The organism is Flaviramulus multivorans (genome assembly GCF_021728415.1).
In the GTDB taxonomy this organism is placed as follows: Bacteria; Bacteroidota; Bacteroidia; order Flavobacteriales; family Flavobacteriaceae; genus Sabulilitoribacter; species Sabulilitoribacter multivorans.
Genome location: NZ_JAKKDV010000001.1, coordinates 397516 through 414360, shown reverse-complemented (window position 1 = coordinate 414360; position 16845 = coordinate 397516). Strand labels below are relative to the sequence as shown.

Annotated in this window: 11 protein-coding genes; 4 read left to right on the top strand and 7 right to left on the bottom strand. The window is 34.1% G+C overall.

Annotation, left to right across the window (positions count from 1 at the left end):
* Positions 1-7: 7 nt before the first annotated feature.
* Complete coding sequence (locus L3X39_RS01775; RefSeq protein WP_237229709.1) at positions 8-2851, bottom strand: TonB-dependent receptor; 2844 nt, start codon at positions 2849-2851, stop codon at positions 8-10.
* A gap of 241 nt (positions 2852-3092) precedes the next feature.
* The gene (locus L3X39_RS01770) at positions 3093-3461 is read right to left on the bottom strand and encodes a carboxypeptidase-like regulatory domain-containing protein (protein ID WP_237229708.1); all 369 of its coding nucleotides are present in this window, start codon (positions 3459-3461) and stop codon (positions 3093-3095) included.
* A 161-nt stretch (positions 3462-3622) separates the two neighbouring features.
* On the opposite strand from L3X39_RS01770, the gene dgt reads away from it, so the two are divergent.
* On the top strand, positions 3623-4963 hold the full coding sequence (dgt, locus tag L3X39_RS01765) for a dGTP triphosphohydrolase (RefSeq protein WP_237229707.1): 1341 nt from the start codon (positions 3623-3625) through the stop codon (positions 4961-4963).
* Between the two features lie 249 nt (positions 4964-5212).
* Here dgt and L3X39_RS01760 read toward each other — a convergent pair whose 3' ends face one another.
* Both L3X39_RS01760 and dxs read right to left on the bottom strand, forming a co-directional pair.
* Entirely contained in the window at positions 5213-6001 is a 789-nt protein-coding gene (locus tag L3X39_RS01760; RefSeq protein WP_237229706.1) for a hypothetical protein, read from the bottom strand.
* 145 nt (positions 6002-6146) lie between these two features.
* Positions 6147-7901: a 1-deoxy-D-xylulose-5-phosphate synthase gene (gene dxs, locus L3X39_RS01755; protein WP_237229705.1), complete on the bottom strand. Its 1755-nt coding sequence runs from the start codon at positions 7899-7901 to the stop codon at positions 6147-6149.
* A gap of 39 nt (positions 7902-7940) precedes the next feature.
* Here dxs and L3X39_RS01750 point away from each other — a divergent pair, with 39 nt between their 5' ends.
* Positions 7941-8390, top strand: a complete 450-nt coding sequence (locus tag L3X39_RS01750) for a nucleoside deaminase (protein ID WP_237229704.1) — start codon at positions 7941-7943, stop codon at positions 8388-8390.
* 9 nt (positions 8391-8399) lie between these two features.
* On the opposite strand, the gene L3X39_RS01745 is transcribed toward L3X39_RS01750, so the two are convergent.
* Genes L3X39_RS01745 through aspS form a run of 3 tightly spaced genes read right to left on the bottom strand, consistent with a single transcriptional unit; the run spans position 8400 to position 12234 of the window.
* Positions 8400-8636 (bottom strand): hypothetical protein, encoded by a 237-nt coding sequence (locus L3X39_RS01745; protein WP_237229703.1) that lies wholly within the window; start codon positions 8634-8636, stop codon positions 8400-8402.
* Between the two features lie 11 nt (positions 8637-8647).
* The gene (locus L3X39_RS01740) at positions 8648-10435 is read right to left on the bottom strand and encodes a chloride channel protein (protein ID WP_237229702.1); all 1788 of its coding nucleotides are present in this window, start codon (positions 10433-10435) and stop codon (positions 8648-8650) included.
* Between the two features lie 44 nt (positions 10436-10479).
* Positions 10480-12234, bottom strand: a complete 1755-nt coding sequence (gene aspS, locus L3X39_RS01735; protein ID WP_237229701.1) for an aspartate--tRNA ligase — start codon at positions 12232-12234, stop codon at positions 10480-10482.
* Positions 12235-12498: 264 nt separating this feature from the next.
* Here aspS and L3X39_RS01730 point away from each other — a divergent pair, with 264 nt between their 5' ends.
* Positions 12499-15459, top strand: coding sequence for a SusC/RagA family TonB-linked outer membrane protein (locus L3X39_RS01730; protein WP_237229700.1), 2961 nt, complete (start codon positions 12499-12501; stop codon positions 15457-15459).
* A gap of 10 nt (positions 15460-15469) precedes the next feature.
* Positions 15470-16783: a RagB/SusD family nutrient uptake outer membrane protein gene (locus L3X39_RS01725; RefSeq protein WP_237229699.1), complete on the top strand. Its 1314-nt coding sequence runs from the start codon at positions 15470-15472 to the stop codon at positions 16781-16783.
* Positions 16784-16845 lie beyond the last annotated feature (62 nt).

Here is a 16845-nt window from a genome sequence, read left to right as displayed (position 1 = left end):
TTAATTTTTAGAAGTTGTATTTTAATTGTAACCCTATATTCAAACCTTTTTTATAATCTGAAACATCTTTTCCGTTAGGAGAGGTTACAACAATATCACCTTGATTGGTTGTTCTTATATATTTTATATTAGGATTTAAAAGGTTTTTTGCAGCGAAATTAATTTCGAAGTTTTCACCTATTTTATTTTTAAGAATAAAATCTAAGGTAGGAATGCCTTTTTCAATTACATTTCCTAATTGACCAGAGCCTAAAGCATCAATTCTATCCGAAAAATAAGCGAATGTCAAGGTTGCTATTGGTTTATATTTTTCGAAATTAGTAGGAGAATAGTTAATATCTGCATTCACAATAAAAGGTGATGCCCCTTGTAATTCTTCTTTATCGCTTGTAAAACTTACGTTAAAATTACTTCCAACGATATCACTGTATAAGTCTTGTTCTGTATGCATGTAAGTAGCATTCAACCCAAAAGAAAGTTGCGTTTCATCTTCACTATTGATAATAATGTTTTTTCTAATTTCAGCTTCAACACCAATGATTTGCGCTTTTTCACCTGTTCTAAAAAAGCGTTGTGTACCTGTGGCATCAAAAGCAACTACTTGGTTCACGGGGTCTTGAATTTGCTTGTAAAAAGTTCCAAGTGAAATGAGTTCAGATTTTGACACAAACCATTCATATTTTAAATCGACGTTAAAAATCTTAGAGTAAGAAACATCTTTTACATTGGTATACGTTTCTCCAGGTTTTTGACCTAATAAATCGGGGTTACCACCAATTCGCTGCGATACACTTTCGTAAACAAAAGGCGCAACTTCTTTAAACTCGGGTAATGACATGGTTTGGCTTGCAGAAAAGCGCAGATTTTGGTCTTCGTTTAATGCATATTTAACACTAAGGCTAGGTAAAAACAAGACATCCGAAGCACTAACGTTATCGTTACCATTAACGCCCAAATTAATAACATCATATTCAATATATTGATTAAAAGATTCAACCCTCAATCCTGGTACAAAAAGCCATTTTTCACCTAAATTTATTTCAGCATTTAAATATCCTGAGTAGATATCTAATTTGCCTTTATATGTGTTTTCAGGTAGCCCTGGTCTGTTGGTGTTACCTAGGTTTGGGTAAGGCTTAATAACCTTAATTTCGTAAGTTCCTTGGTTGTCGTTTAAGTTTAAATTTTCAAGAGTAAAAAAGTCGTTTAAATTATTAACATCAGCAATACCACTATTGTCAATGATATCATATCCATATCTAATATTATCGAAAAGACGTTCTTTGCTACGGGCATTATAACCCACATTTATTTTAACTTTTTCAGATGCTTGAAGAGCTACATTTAAACGTCCGTTTAATTCTTCATCTTTTATATTTTGGAAGTAACGTTGGTTGTCGAAATCAACGTTGCTATAAAAAATAGGATTTGTATTAGGGTCGTTATCTAAGGCAAATTGATAGTTTTCAAAACTCAATCGCTTTCTATCTGGTTCATGCGCATTTACAAAGTTGTGCCCAAAACCCCAATCAATATCTATCTTATCAAATCTATGAGTTCCTAAAAGTTGATTTACATAAATAAGGTTTTCATTAAACTGAATATTTTGTTGATAAAAACCTTCGTCAGTATTAGCAATAGCATCTCTGTTTCTACCTGTGCCATCAATTCCAAAATAGCCCACCTTATCGGAAGAACTATTTACAAATAAAGAATTGTATTTAAGTGTGTTATTGTTATCTATTTTATAAACGATAGATGCCATTGCTGTTGTAGTGGTGCCGTATTCAAACTCTTCGGCAACATCAAAGGCTTTTTTTTCAACGTTGGTATAATCAATTGAAGAACCTTTTCGGTATTGATAATCATTTTCAAACGATCCAGTACCATAAAAACTAAGCTTAGCACCATTTTTAAAATTGAAAGATTTCCCAAATGCACCACCAAAACTTGTGTTAATAGGTGTTCCAGCGCTTACAGGGTCAAAACCATGAGATAATATTACCGCAAATGGATTATGAGCATATCTATTATAAAATCCAAAATGACCCGTACCTTCACTTCTTATAAAATCTTTTCCAATAGCATTTGTATTAAAAGATGAACCAATTCCAAAATCAAAGAATCCTGCTCCTTTATAATCTTTTGATGAAATATCCACATTACCTGCTGAAAAATCACCATAAAATTTTGAAGAATATGCTTTACTAATTGATACGTTTTCAATCACATCAGAAGCAAACAAGTCTAAATCGATATTTTTCTTGCTAACATCGTTTGATGGTAACGACAATCCGTTCATGGTGGTGTTTAAGTATCTATCACCTAAACCACGTACATATACGTTACTTGAACCTTCTTGTTTTGAAACCCCTGATATTTTTGCAACAGCTCCAGCAGCATCACTTACTCCTTTTCTTGATAACTCTTCAGCACCAATACTTTGTTTTATTTCTACAGCTTTTTTTTGTTCTAATAATAAAGCAGTTTCACTTTCCCTTTTGGTAGTGGTAGTAATTACAACTTCGTCTAAAGTTGCAGCACTTGCAGCCATTACTATGTTAAGTTCTGTTACTTTATCTGCAACGATTTCAATGCTAACTTCCTGAGTTTCATAACCAACAAAACTAAATTGTAAAATATATGTTCCTGGGGTTAGATTTTCAAAACTGTAAAGACCATCAAAATCGGAAGTAGTTCCTGTTGTAGTTCCTTTTATTAAAACATTAGCAAAGGCTAATGGTTCGTTATTATATTCTTTATCTGTTAGTTTTCCAACTACTGAACCTGTGTTTTGTGCGAATGATAATGAGGTTACAAACAGTATAAATAATAAGATATTTTTCTTCATTAGTATTTTAAAATTTCTTGGTGCAAAGAAACCACCACATTGTGAATAGAGTGTTACCTTAATATTAAAGAACAGTAATAAAAGCGTTAGGTTATTGTTAATTTTCAGCAGTTATTTTGTGCTTATGATTACATTGAGTTAACATTAAATTTTTTGAATTGTATGAAGACTTATAAAAAGCAAAAAAGCAACTTCCGTTTTGAGTGAAAGTTGCTTTTTAATATTTATTAAGGTGTAAATTCTAATTGCTTGAAGTTTCAGCACTTGCAAACACTAATGTTAAATCGTCAAGAGATAAGGTGCTTGCTCCAATATATTCCTTTATTGCAGTTGTTTTATTGTTAATCACGTTAGCCTTAATAGTTTTTGTTTCATAACCTACAAAACTAAAAACCAATGTATAAGTGTCTTCTTTTAAGTTTTCAAATTTAAAAACACCGTATTCGTCCGACATGGTTTCAGCACCAGTTTCTTTTACTAAAACTTTTACAAAAGCTAGTGGCATGTTTTCAGACTCTAGATCTAAAACATTTCCGTTTATAGACCCTGTATTTTGAGCTACTGAAAAGCTTGAAATAAAAAGTGTTACGATTATAAAAATATGTTTCATTAATTTAAACATTAAATTCTGAACAAAGAAAGGATAATTCTATGTCTTGAATGTTATCAAAACATTAAGCAACTATCATTAATATGTTACTTTAATGTTAACTGATTTTTGAGTTTTATTTCTATTGAATTTAATATCTTGCCAACACATAAATTTTTACCATGAACTGGGAGCAATTACTATCCTTAAAACGCTTTGGCGACACTAATAAACGTATACGAAAAGAACAAGACGAAACCCGCTTAGGTTTTGAAGTAGATTACGATCGTGTCATTTTTTCATCAGAATTTAGAAGCCTACAAGACAAAACCCAAGTAATTCCTTTATCGGAAACCGATTTTGTACACACGCGTTTAACACATAGTTTAGAAGTAAGTGTTGTAGGGCGCTCATTAGGGCGATTGGCTGGGAAGAAAATATTAGAAAAATACCCGCATTTACAAAACATTCATGGTTATCAAGCCAACGATTTTGGTGCTATTGTAGCTGCAGCAGCATTGGCACACGATATAGGGAACCCACCGTTTGGGCATTCTGGCGAAAAAGCCATAGGCGAATTTTTTAAAACAGGCTTGGGTTTAAAATACAAAGACCAATTGTCCGCTAAAGAATATCAAGATTTATGCGATTTTGAAGGTAATGCTAATGGTTTTAAAATTTTAACTGAAAGTAGAGCAGGACGACAAGGTGGTTTACGATTAAGTTATGCGACGTTGGGCGCTTTTATGAAATACCCAAAAGAGTCGCTTCCTAAAAAGCCAACCAATCATATTGCCGATAAAAAATATGGTTTTTTTCAAAGTGAAAAAGATGCTTTTTTAGATGTTGCTTCTGAATTAGGATTAGTAAAACGAAGTAAAAAAGATGTAAGCTTTTCACGTCATCCACTGGCATATTTAGTAGAGGCTGCCGATGATATTTGCTACACTATTATCGATTTTGAAGATGGAATAAATCTGGGTCTCATTCAAGAAGAGTTCGCACTCGAGTACCTTATAAATATTGTTCGCGATAAAATTAAAACCAAAAACTATTACGCACTTACAAACAAACAAGACCGCGTAAGTTATTTACGTGCGTTGGCTATTGGTACTTTAATTGATGAAGCAGTCGATATTTTCATGAAACACGAAGAAACCATTTTAAACGGCGAATTTAATTGTGCTTTGTTAGATAAAAGTAAATACGAAGCCCAAATAAACGATATCATAAAAATAAGCATCGAAAACATTTACCAATCTACCGAGGTTATCGATAAAGAAATTGCTGGCTACGGGGTGTTAAATACCCTATTAAACACGTACACCAATGCCATAAATAATGGTTATAACAATACGGCATCAAACTACGATAAACTCATTTTAAAAGGCTTACCAAAAACCATCAAAACGCAGGATGATAGTTTGTACAACCGCTTGTCAAGTGTGTGTTATCATGTGTCTCTGTTGTCCGATAGTAAAGCCATTTTAGAGTACAAAAAAATTAAAGGCATAAGTTTTTAGAAAATGCCATATTGAGTGATTCCGATTTTTTTTAAGGAATTATATCCAGAAGTTGGGCGTTACCTGTTTCTGAAACAAGTTCAGGATAAACAGGTCGGGCTTTCGGTAGTCGCTTCCCGATTAAAAATCGAGAGAGCTCCAACAAAGACCTCAATCCCTAACGCGTTATTTTTAGGTACGATTAAATTTTTAGTTTCGTAAGTAGGCTAGAACTGGCAATAAATTATATTAGGTCTTACCACCAGTTTTTTATTCCGCTATTATTTCATTTTCGGTTGTTCCGCCCTCCGTTTTTTTACTCAACTTCCATAACCAATAAAGTCCGCCAAGAGGTATTCCAAAAGTCCAAGCCGAACTTAAATATCCCATATATGAAAAACTAATTCCGAACAGTATTTGAAAACTTAATAAACTAAAGGAAAGTCCGTAAACTGCGCTGTAAGTTATCGCTGGAACATTCAAAAATATTACGGCTATATATTTCAGCCATTTTTTCTTCAGATTACTCTTCTTAATTTTTCTAATTATCCAAATATTAAAAATAGGAACACAAATAGCAATAATTCCAAATAGCCAAAACCAAATCATATTCGGAATTTTCTCTTTTAAATCAAGTGTTTTAATGTTTAGTATTTTATTTGAATTATCATCAAAAGTAATCTCGAAGACCCCGAATTCTGTATCGTTTGAAAATTCAATTTGTGCTAAAGTTGTATTAGGCGCAGTACTTTCTCCTTCTAATGTTGAAAAGGTTTTTTCGGCAGTCATAAACTTGTAGTTTAGCTCTTTCCCGAAGTTGTTTACAATTACCTTTTGAAAATTCCCTAAACCTATTTTTAATGTATCTAAATTCGTGTTTTTGAAAGCTTCATTTTCTATCGCCATAAAGGTCAGACTTTTTTCATAGTCTTCATTTATTAGAGCTTCGACGAATCCTTCAGTTGTGTCTTTATAAGTGAAGGCATTATTAATGAAATCACAGCTCGTAAAAATTGATACAGTTAGTATCAGAAGTAAAGTTTTTGTCAGTTTGTTCATTTTTTCAAATTGGTGGTAACTAGATTATATGGAATCGTTTCAATGTTTTATATCAGAAGTTACTGAAACAAGTTCAGCACATGTAAACGAAGTTATCTTTTTTTTCCCACAAAATCAAGTTATAATGTGGGTAGCTATTTAAGAATTATAAAAGTGTATTAAAAATGGTTTTTAAGTTCTCGGCATCCAAACCAATATTATTCTGTAGTTCATCAACACTACCATGCTCAATAAACGCATCAGGTACACCCAAAATTTTAATGGTGTTTTCGTGGTTATGTACAGTAGCAAATTCTAAAATAGCACTTCCAAAACCACCTTTTATACTGTTGTCTTCAACGGTAACCACAGTTTTATAAGTTTTAAAAATAGTATGCAACAAAGTTTCATCCAACGGTTTTACAAAACGCATATCGTAATGCGAAACATTTAAATTACTAATAGCCTCGGTTACGTTTTTAGCAATGTTACCTATGCTTAAAATAGCTAGTTTGTTGCCCTTTTTAAGAGTTACACCAGTACCAATACTTATTTTAGTAAAAGGTTGTTCCCAGTCTATGGTAATGCCTCTTCCTCGTGGGTAGCGTATGGCAATGGGTAAACTTAAACCCAATTGTGCGGTGTACATCATATTGCGTAATTCTACTTCGTTTCGTGGTGCAAAAATAATCAGGTTTGGTATGCAACGTAAATAGCTTAAATCAAATACGCCATGGTGTGTGGCACCATCTTCGCCTACCAAACCAGCCCTATCCAAACAAAAAATAACAGGTAGTTTTTGTAAGGCCACATCATGTATTACTTGGTCATAAGCCCGTTGTAAAAACGTGGAGTAAATATTACAAAAAGGGATAAGTCCTTGTGTAGCCATACCTGCGGCTAAGGTTACTGCATGTTGTTCGGCAATACCTACGTCAAAAGCGCGTTCGGGCATTTCGTCCATCATGTATTTTAACGAACTTCCTGTTGGCATTGCAGGTGTAATACCCACAATTTTTTTGTTGTTTTTAGCGAGTTCTACAATCGTATAACCAAAAACATCTTGGTATTTTGGTGGCTCAAGCGAAGCGGTTTTAGCAATTAAATCGCCTGTTTTGGCATCAAACTTCCCAGGAGCATGATATTTTACTTGGTTTTCTTCGGCTTGTTTTAAACCTTTGCCTTTGGTAGTTATTACATGCAAAAATTTTGGACCTTTAATAGTTTTTAGTCTATTAAGTTCCGAAATAATAGCATTTAAGTCGTGCCCATCAATAGGTCCGGAATAATCAAAATTTAAAGCTTCAAAAATATTATCTTGTTTTTGAGTGCCTCTTTTAACGTTGGTTAAATACTGTTTTAATGCGCCAACACTTGGATCTATTCCAATAGCATTATCGTTTAATATTACCAATAAATTGGCATCGGTAACACCAGCATGGTTTAAACCTTCAAAGGCCATTCCACTGGCAATACTCGCATCGCCAATAACCGCAATATGGTGTTTATTACTTCCATGTAATTGCGAAGCAATGGCCATACCTAACGCCGCAGAAATAGATGTAGATGCATGACCAACACCAAAGGTATCATAATTGCTTTCATCACGTTTTGGGAAACCGCTAATGCCTCCAAGTTGCCTATTGGTATGAAAAATGTCTTTTCTGCCAGTAAGTATTTTATGTCCGTAAGCTTGATGCCCAACATCCCAAATCAATAAATCTTCAGGGGTATTAAACACATAATGTAGAGCTATGGTAAGTTCCACAACACCCAAGCTGGCTCCTAAATGGCCTTCTTTAGTGGCTACAATATTTATGATATATTCACGTAACTCTTGTGCAAGTTGAGGTAAGTCTTTTTGTTGTAAAAGACGGAGTTCTTTGGGTGAGTTTATATTCTGTAATAGACTTTTTTGCACCTAGCAAAAGTACGAGAATGAATTTGTATTTTTGCTATTATGATAGAACCTTTTGATGACACTTACTTTATGAAAAAAGCACTTCAGGAAGCCGAAGTAGCTTTTGATAAAGGCGAAATTCCTGTGGGTGCTGTAATTGTTATTGACAATAAAATTATTGCGCGCGGACATAATTTAGCCGAAACTTTAAATGATGTAACAGCGCACGCCGAAATGCAAGCCATTACTGCTGCAGCTAATTTTTTAGGTGGTAAATATTTAAAACAATGTACTCTTTATGTAACCTTAGAACCTTGCCAAATGTGCGCAGGTGCTTTATACTGGAGCCAAATTGCTAAAATTGTTTATGGCGCTAGAGATATGGAGCGAGGTTGTATTAATTTAAAAACTAAACTACATCCAAAAACTACGATTACCGGTGGTATTTTAGAAGAGGAAACTTCGATGCTTTTAAAGCGGTTTTTTATTGAAAAGCGCAATTTAAATTAGAATGGTATTTTAAATTTTATTACGCTTTTGGTTTTCGCGCATCTTATCCAGATTTTCTTTGGTAAGCATATAATCTTTAAGGTTTTTATCTTTCCAGCGATAATAAGAAAATAATGGAAACACCACTAGAAAAAGACCTGCTACACCGAAGCCTATTAATTTTTGTGAAATATCAGATTCTACCATATAGCCATAAATAATGCTCCCTATGGAGGCTAAAAATAGTATGAAAACTATGTATTTCATTGACGTTACGTTTATTGTGTAAAGTTAATTAATTGTCTTCGATATGCTGTTAAGAGTTTTGATTTTGAAATATAACCGTAGTATTTTCCGTTTTTGATAACAGGTAAATTCCATGCGCCGGTAGACTTAAATTTTTCCATAATAACCGTCATCGAATCGGTATCATAATTTATAATCCCCGCATCGGCATGCATAACACTAGAAGCATCTACTTTTTCATATAAATCGGCATCAAACATCATATGCCTAATGTCGTCGAGATGAATAACCCCTAAAAATTCGTGATCATCATTAACCACAGGGAAATGATTTCTGGAAGATTTAGCGACGGCATTTTTAAGAATATCGCCTAATTTCATATCAGGTTTTAGTATAATAAAATTGGTTTCAATCACTTTATTAATGTCTAAAACCATTAGCACATTTTGGTCTTTATCGTGGGTCATCAATTCACCGCGTTCAGCAAGTTCAAGCGTGTAAATAGAATGTGATATGTAATATTTTGTAATAGCAAATGAAATGGCAGACACTATCATAAGAGGGACAAAAAGCTCGTAACCACCAGTAATTTCCGCAATTAAGAAAATGGCAGTTAGCGGAGCATGAAGAACACCAGCCATTAGTCCAGTCATTCCTATAAGCGTGAAATTAGATTCTGATACGTGAAAATCAAATCCTAAGTTATTTATGATTTTAGCAAAAGCATTACCCAAAGCACTTCCCATAACCAGTGTTGGAATAAAAACACCACCAACACCGCCAGCACCAAATGTGGTGGTCATAGCTATGGCTTTAAAAACCGAGATACCAAGTAATAAGCCAATAACAATCCAGATGTTCGATAAGTCTAAATCAAATGGTGTGGTACCAATAGCGGCAAGATGATCGCCTTTTAATAAGTTATTCATTATACCATATCCTTCACCATAAAGCGGTGGGATAAAATATAGAATTGTCCCTATTGCTAACCCACCAATTAAAAGTCGTTTGGCTCTACTTTCAAATTGTTTGAAAAAATTGGTAATGGCAAAGAAAACTTTTGAAAAATAGACTGATGCTAAACCTGTTACAATAGCTAACAGAACATAAAATAGGATGTCGTTAATCTCAAATTTATCAGTCAACTCAAATCTTAACAATACGTCGGTTCCTAAAAACATGTATGACGTTACTACTGCTGAAACCGAAGCAAGTAAAAGTGGAACTAAAGAAACGAAAGCAATATCTAAGCTAAATATTTCAATCGCAAAAATAATAGCCGCAATAGGTGCTTTAAACATTGAAGCCATAGCGCCTGCCGCAGCACAGCCAATTAAAAGCATTCTTGTTTTAGAGTTCATGTGAAATAATCGTGCAGCATTGGAGCCCAAAGCAGCCCCAACACTTACGGCAGGTCCTTGTAAACCCACCGAACCACCAAAACCTGCGGTTAACGGTGCAGTAATTAATGAGGCATAAATATTATACCTAGGAATGATACCGTTAAGTTTTGAAATAGCATATAAGGTTGATGAAATACCGTGCCCTATATGTTTTTTTAACCAGGTTTGCTTAATAATATAAACTAAAATAAGTCCAATTATAGGGAAGATAAAGTAAAGTGTGTTTTGATAGTTATTAAAAAAATCTAGCTCAAAAAGTAATCGAATGTAATGGGTAAAGTTTTTTAGCAATACGGTTCCCATACCTGCTAAAAAACCAACTAGGATACTTAATATATAAACAAACTGTCGCTCTGAAATATGCTTGTATTTCCAGATTAAAAATTTACGAAGTAGGCTTTTGAAGGTAGTTGGCATACTATAAAATTACTAAAAAATCCCGCCATAGCGGGATTTAATTTTTATGATTTCAAATTAAGCTTTAAACTCAACTCTGTTAATTGATCATCATCAATTGGCGCGGGAGCATCAATCATAACGTCGCGTCCAGCATTGTTTTTTGGGAACGCGATAAAATCGCGAATGGTTTCTTGTCCGCCTAAAATGGCTACTAATCTATCTAAACCAAAAGCTAATCCACCATGTGGTGGTGCTCCATATTGAAAGGCATCCATTAAAAATCCAAATTGTGCTTTGGCCTCTTCAGGCGTAAAGCCTAAATAATCGAACATTAAAGATTGTGTTGCTTTATCATGAATACGAATAGAACCACCACCAATTTCATTTCCGTTTAAAACCAAATCGTAAGCATTTGCTTTTACAGCTCCTGGATTGGTTTTTAACAGCTCTAATTGCCCTGGTTTTGGCGAAGTAAACGGATGGTGCATCGCGTGATAGCGTTCAGTTTCTTCGTCCCATTCTAATAACGGGAAGTCCATAACCCAAAGCGGTGCAAATTCTTTAGGGTTTCTTAACCCTAAACGTTCAGCTAATTCCATACGCAATGCACTTAATTGCGCACGTACTTTATTTGTGTTGCCTGAAAGGACACAGATTAAATCACCAGGTTTAGCACCTGTAACTTCTGCCCATTTTGCTAAATCAGATTCATCATAGAATTTATCAACGGATGATTTAAAGGTTCCATCTTCATTGCATCTACAATATACCATACCTAGCGCGCCAATTTGTGGGCGCTTTACCCAATCAATTAGTTGGTCAATTTCCTTACGCGTATATTTATTGCCTCCTGGAACTGATATACCTACAACTAATTCAGCATTATTAAAAACGCCAAATTCTTTGTGTTGAGCTACTTCATTAAGTTCGCCAAATTCCATTCCAAAACGAATGTCAGGTTTGTCGTTTCCGTACTTACGCATGGCATCATCGTAAAGCATTCTCGGGAATTTTTCAACCTCCACACCATTCACTTCTTTTAATAAATGACGTGTTAAGCCTTCAAAAGCATTTAAAATGTCTTCTTGCTCAATAAATGCCATTTCACAGTCTATTTGAGTAAATTCCGGCTGCCTATCGGCACGTAAATCTTCGTCTCTAAAACATTTTACTATTTGGAAATACTTATCCATGCCACCTACCATAAGCAATTGCTTAAATGTTTGTGGCGATTGTGGAAGTGCGTAAAACTGACCAGCATTCATGCGTGAAGGTACCACAAAATCACGCGCTCCTTCGGGAGTTGATTTTATTAAATAAGGGGTTTCAACTTCAATAAAGCCTTCTTTTGATAAATAGTTTCTAACCTCTTGAGTTACTTTATGTCTAAAAATCAAACTGTTTTTTACAGGGTTACGACGAATATCTAAATAGCGATATTTCATACGTATATCTTCACCACCATCGGTTTTATCTTCTATTGTAAACGGAGGAAGTAATGCGTTATTTAAAATGTTTAATTCTGAAACCAATATCTCAATTTCACCCGTTGGGATATTTGGGTTTTTCGAGGCACGCTCAATAACGGTTCCTTTAACTTGAATAACAAATTCACGACCTAAATCTTGAGCTTGTGCAATCAACTCTTTTGAAGTACGCTCTTCGTCAAATACTAATTGTGTAATACCATAACGGTCACGCAAATCTACCCAAACAATAAACCCTTTATCGCGTGATTTTTGAACCCAACCAGCTAAGGTTACTTTTGTATTTATATGTGATGCTCTTAATTCACCACAATTATGGCTTCTGTACATAGTAAAATTTTGATGTGCAAATTTAATCAAATACCATAGAGTACGAATTGATATTTTTGTTTTTTTATAATTTAAATAGTTTTCTTTTTTTAAGCTAATTACGGAAAGTTCTTTTAAGTAACCGAAACCTTTTTAACAATCTATTTTCAATAATTCTTAATAAATGACTGTTTTTATTCTCATATTAAAATTTTTAAGTAAAAATTATTGGTTTTTAATTAATTTTTGTGATATTTATCTCAACTAATTCAAATAAACATAACTATGTACAAATTTTCAAAATTTAAATCATTTTTGTTTTTGTTATTTTTTGTTCCAATAATTGCCTTTTCACAGCAAATTACCGGAACAGTAACAGATGGAACAAATGGCTTACCTTTAGCAGGGGCCAATGTTATTATTAAAGGAACCTCAACAGGGACTACTACAGACTTTGACGGTAACTTTAGCATAACGGTAAATAACTTCCCTGTAACTTTGGTGTTTTCTTCATTAGGGTTTAATACTCTTGAGGAACGGGTAACTCAATCTGGGGTGGTTAATGTTACTCTAGAAGAGTCAGCAACGGCTCTTAATGAAATTGTTATAACAGGTTTGGCATCTAGCACAAAAAGATCGAACGCAGCGAATGCTGTGGCTTCTGTTTCTGCAGAAGATCTTACTGGAATTACTGTTCAGTCTGGTCTTGATGCAGCGCTTTATGGAAAATTTAATGGTGCTGAAATTAAAGCAAATTCAGGAGCACCAGGTGGTGGAATATCCATGAGATTGAGAGGTGTTACTTCTATTTTTGGAGACCAACAACCTTTATTTATTGTTGATGGTGTTTATGTAGACAATTCAACTATTGGTCTGGGTAATAATATTGTGAGTGAAGCTGCAGGTGGAGGTAACCCTTCAACAAATCAAGATGATGCTTCAAACAGAATTGCAGATATTGATCCTGAAGATATTGAAAGTGTTGAGATATTAAAAGGAGCATCAGCAGCGGCCATTTATGGTTCTAGAGCTGCTGGAGGTGTTGTACTTATCACAACTAAAAGAGGAAAACAAGGAAAGGCTAAAGTTTCTTTTTCGCAAGTTCTTGGGTTAAGAAGTCCAACACAACTGCTTGGTTTAAGAGATTATACTCAGGCACAAATTACGGCATTAGGAGGTCCAAGCAATCCAACTTTACGTGATTATGAAGCTGAGATTTTTGATCATACTCGGGTATCGTCAACTACACGTTTTTCTTCTTCTGGTGCTAATGAGAAATCTGATTATTTCTTTGGTATAACGCACAGAGATGAACCAGGTTTGGTAGATAATACAGGATACACTAAAAGTTCTGTTAGATTAAATATCGGACAAAAATTTAATGATTGGTTGGATTTATACGTAACATCTAATTACATTAATTCTGAATCGGATCGTGGATTTTTCAACAACGGTAATGCTAACAGAACAGTTGGTTATGCCATGGCGTTTACATATCCTTGGGAAGATTTATCACCAATTGATGATGGTGTTTACCCTCAAGGTGGTGCTGGGTCAAACGTTTTAGAGACCATAGCAATTACTACAAACAGAGAAGAAGTAAATAGATTTATAGGAAGTGCGAAAACTAATGTTAAGCTTTTAACAACTGATAATAATAGATTAAAATTAGTTTTAGAAGGTGGTTTTGACCAATATACGTTAAGAACTACTAGTATTTTCCCAAAAGCACTATCATACTTTAGAGACCCAAGCTCTTTAGGTGGTGTTTCTATTTCTGGTACAACTGTAAATTCAAATTATAATTTATCTGCCTTTTTAGTGCATAACCTAGATTTAGACAATGGTTTGAGTTTTACATCGCAAGTAGGTAGTTTTTTCCAAAACTTCGACCGTAATACAGTTATTACAATAGCAACAGGATTAAATGGATCGCAAACTAATTTAGGGCAATCAACCAATGTTTCTACACAGCAGGTTATTCAACCACAAAAGGATACAGGTTTCTTTTTCCAAGAAGAAATAAATTATGAAGACAAAATCATTGGTACGTTTGGTATAAGAGGAGATAAATCCACAAACAACGGTGATGCAAATAAAATGTATTATTATCCGAAAGCCAATATAGCTGTTAATTTACATGAATTTGATTTTTGGAACGTAGATGCAATTAGCTATATAAAACCTAGAATTGCTTATGGTGAAGCAGGAAGATTCCCGAATTTCAATGATCGCTTTTCTTTAATGAATGCACAATTTATTGGAAATTCATCTGGATTAAGTCCAGCAAACTTAAGAGGAAATCCAAATATAGAACCAGAACGTCAACAAGAATTAGAATATGGTCTTGACTTTGGTCTTTTTGATAGACGATTAAATTTTGAGGTATCATTTTATAACAAAAAAATAGATGATTTATTAATTCAATCTCAATTTCCAACATCTTCAGGATTTACCACTTTAGTAGTTAATGGAGGAGAATTGGAAAATAAGGGTGTTGAGTTAGGATTAAATGCAAATGTCATGGAGAAGGAAGATTTTTCATGGACTGCAAGTTTAAAATGGTGGAAAAACAAATCAGAAGTAACTAGATTAGATGTTCCATCGTTTACTACAGGTGGTTTTGCAGCTTCCCTAGGAACGTTTTTAATTCAAGAAGGCAAGAGCGCAACACAAATTGTTGGAACGTATGACTCAACTGCATATACTGCTCAGGAAATCGCTGAAAGAGATCCTGAAGGAGATGGTTTCTTTGTATATGGTAATGCAGAACCAGATTTTCAAATGTCATGGTTTAATCAAATAAGCTATAAAAACTTTGATTTTACATTTTTATGGCATTGGAAAAAAGGAGGGGACAATATTAATTTAACTACTTTATTATATGATTTGGCTGGAACAACTTGGGACTATAATGATATGGGCTTAGATCCATCGGGTACTTTGTCAAATGGTGCTTATAGAGCAAGTCAAGCTTTTGTAAACCCAGACCCAGTAATTGAAGACGCAGGTTATTTAAAGTTAAGAGAAATAGGTCTTTTTTACACCTTACCAGATGGCTTAATTAAATATGCTGATATGATTAAAGTAGGGATCTCTGGAAGAAACTTAATTAATATTTTTGATTATAATAGTTACGACCCTGAAGTGTCAAACTTTGGAAATAATGTGCTAGCAAATAATGTTGAAGTAACACCTTATCCAACTTCAAAGTTTATTAATTTTCACTTAAATGTTAACTTCTAAAAAAATTATTATGAAAAATATATATTTAAAACTTATAATTTTTATTGCAATCACGATAGTTTCTGGTTGTAATTTAGATGAAATAGAGAATCCAAATGCACCTACGGTTAGTAGTTTTGCAGATGGAGCAAGTCAAGCAGATATACAGTTATTGGCAACAGGACTAGAAGCGATAATGCGAAACGATTTAGCGTTCCATTATGATACAGTTAGCATTTTAGGACGCGAGTATTACGACCTTACAGGTGTAGACCCGCGTTATACTGGAGAATTATTAAAGGGACCTCTAGATAACAATGGGTTTTTAACAACTAGAGCTTATGCGGCCTGGTATAAAGTTGTGAAGTCTGCTAATATTTTAATTGAAGCGGTCGAAAATTCAGCAGCTGGATTTACGGATGATGTTAAAAATAGCTATTATGGATATGCAAAAACACTAAAAGCATATGCTTTATTAATGGTTGCAAATAGACAATTTTCAAATGGCATCAGATTAGATGTAGCGGACCCTGACAATCTTGGGCCTAATGTAGATTACACTACAGCCTTAGCTGGTATAATGGACATGTTGAATGAGGCAAATGGGGATTTATCAAGTTCATCGGCTACGTTTGATTTTAATTTAAGTTCAGGTTTTTCTGGTTTTGATACACCTTCAACTTTTAGTGAATTTAATAGAGCTATAGCTGCAAGAGTAGCTTTATACCAAGGGAATAATAGTATGGCTTTATCATTATTAAGTAATTCATTTTTTGATATTAATGGAGGACTTTATGATGGTGTAGCTCATGTTTTTGGTCTTACAGGAAACGATATATCTAATGCGCAGTATCATGTACCAGGACAATCTGGTCAAGAGTTTATGATTCACGATTCTTGGATTAATGACGCAGAGGCTGGTGATACTAGAGTTCCTCAAAAATCATTTCAGTTAACAGGAGGAACATCATTTGATGGACTTTCGGCCAATTATCAAATTGCGATATACGATAGTAACACAGCGCCTGTTTACTTAATTAGAAATGAAGAACTTATATTAATATATGCTGAAGCTAATATTGGTTCTAATAATACCGAGGCAATTAATGCTATCGATGTTGTTAGAAATTTAGCTGGTCTTTCACCGTATGCTGGAGGAACAACTGATAGCGATTTGATTGAAGAAGTTTTGAATCAAAGACGTTATTCTCTATTAGGTGAAGGACATCGTTGGATTGATTTAAGAAGATTAAATAGATTAAATTCAACATATATTCCGCTTGATAGAGCAGGGGACAATGTAATTAATGCTTTCCCAACACCTTTTTCTGAAAACATTAATTAAAAGTCAAATAGATAATTATTTGTATTTAAAAAGCCTCGACATTTGTTGAGGCTTTTTTGTAA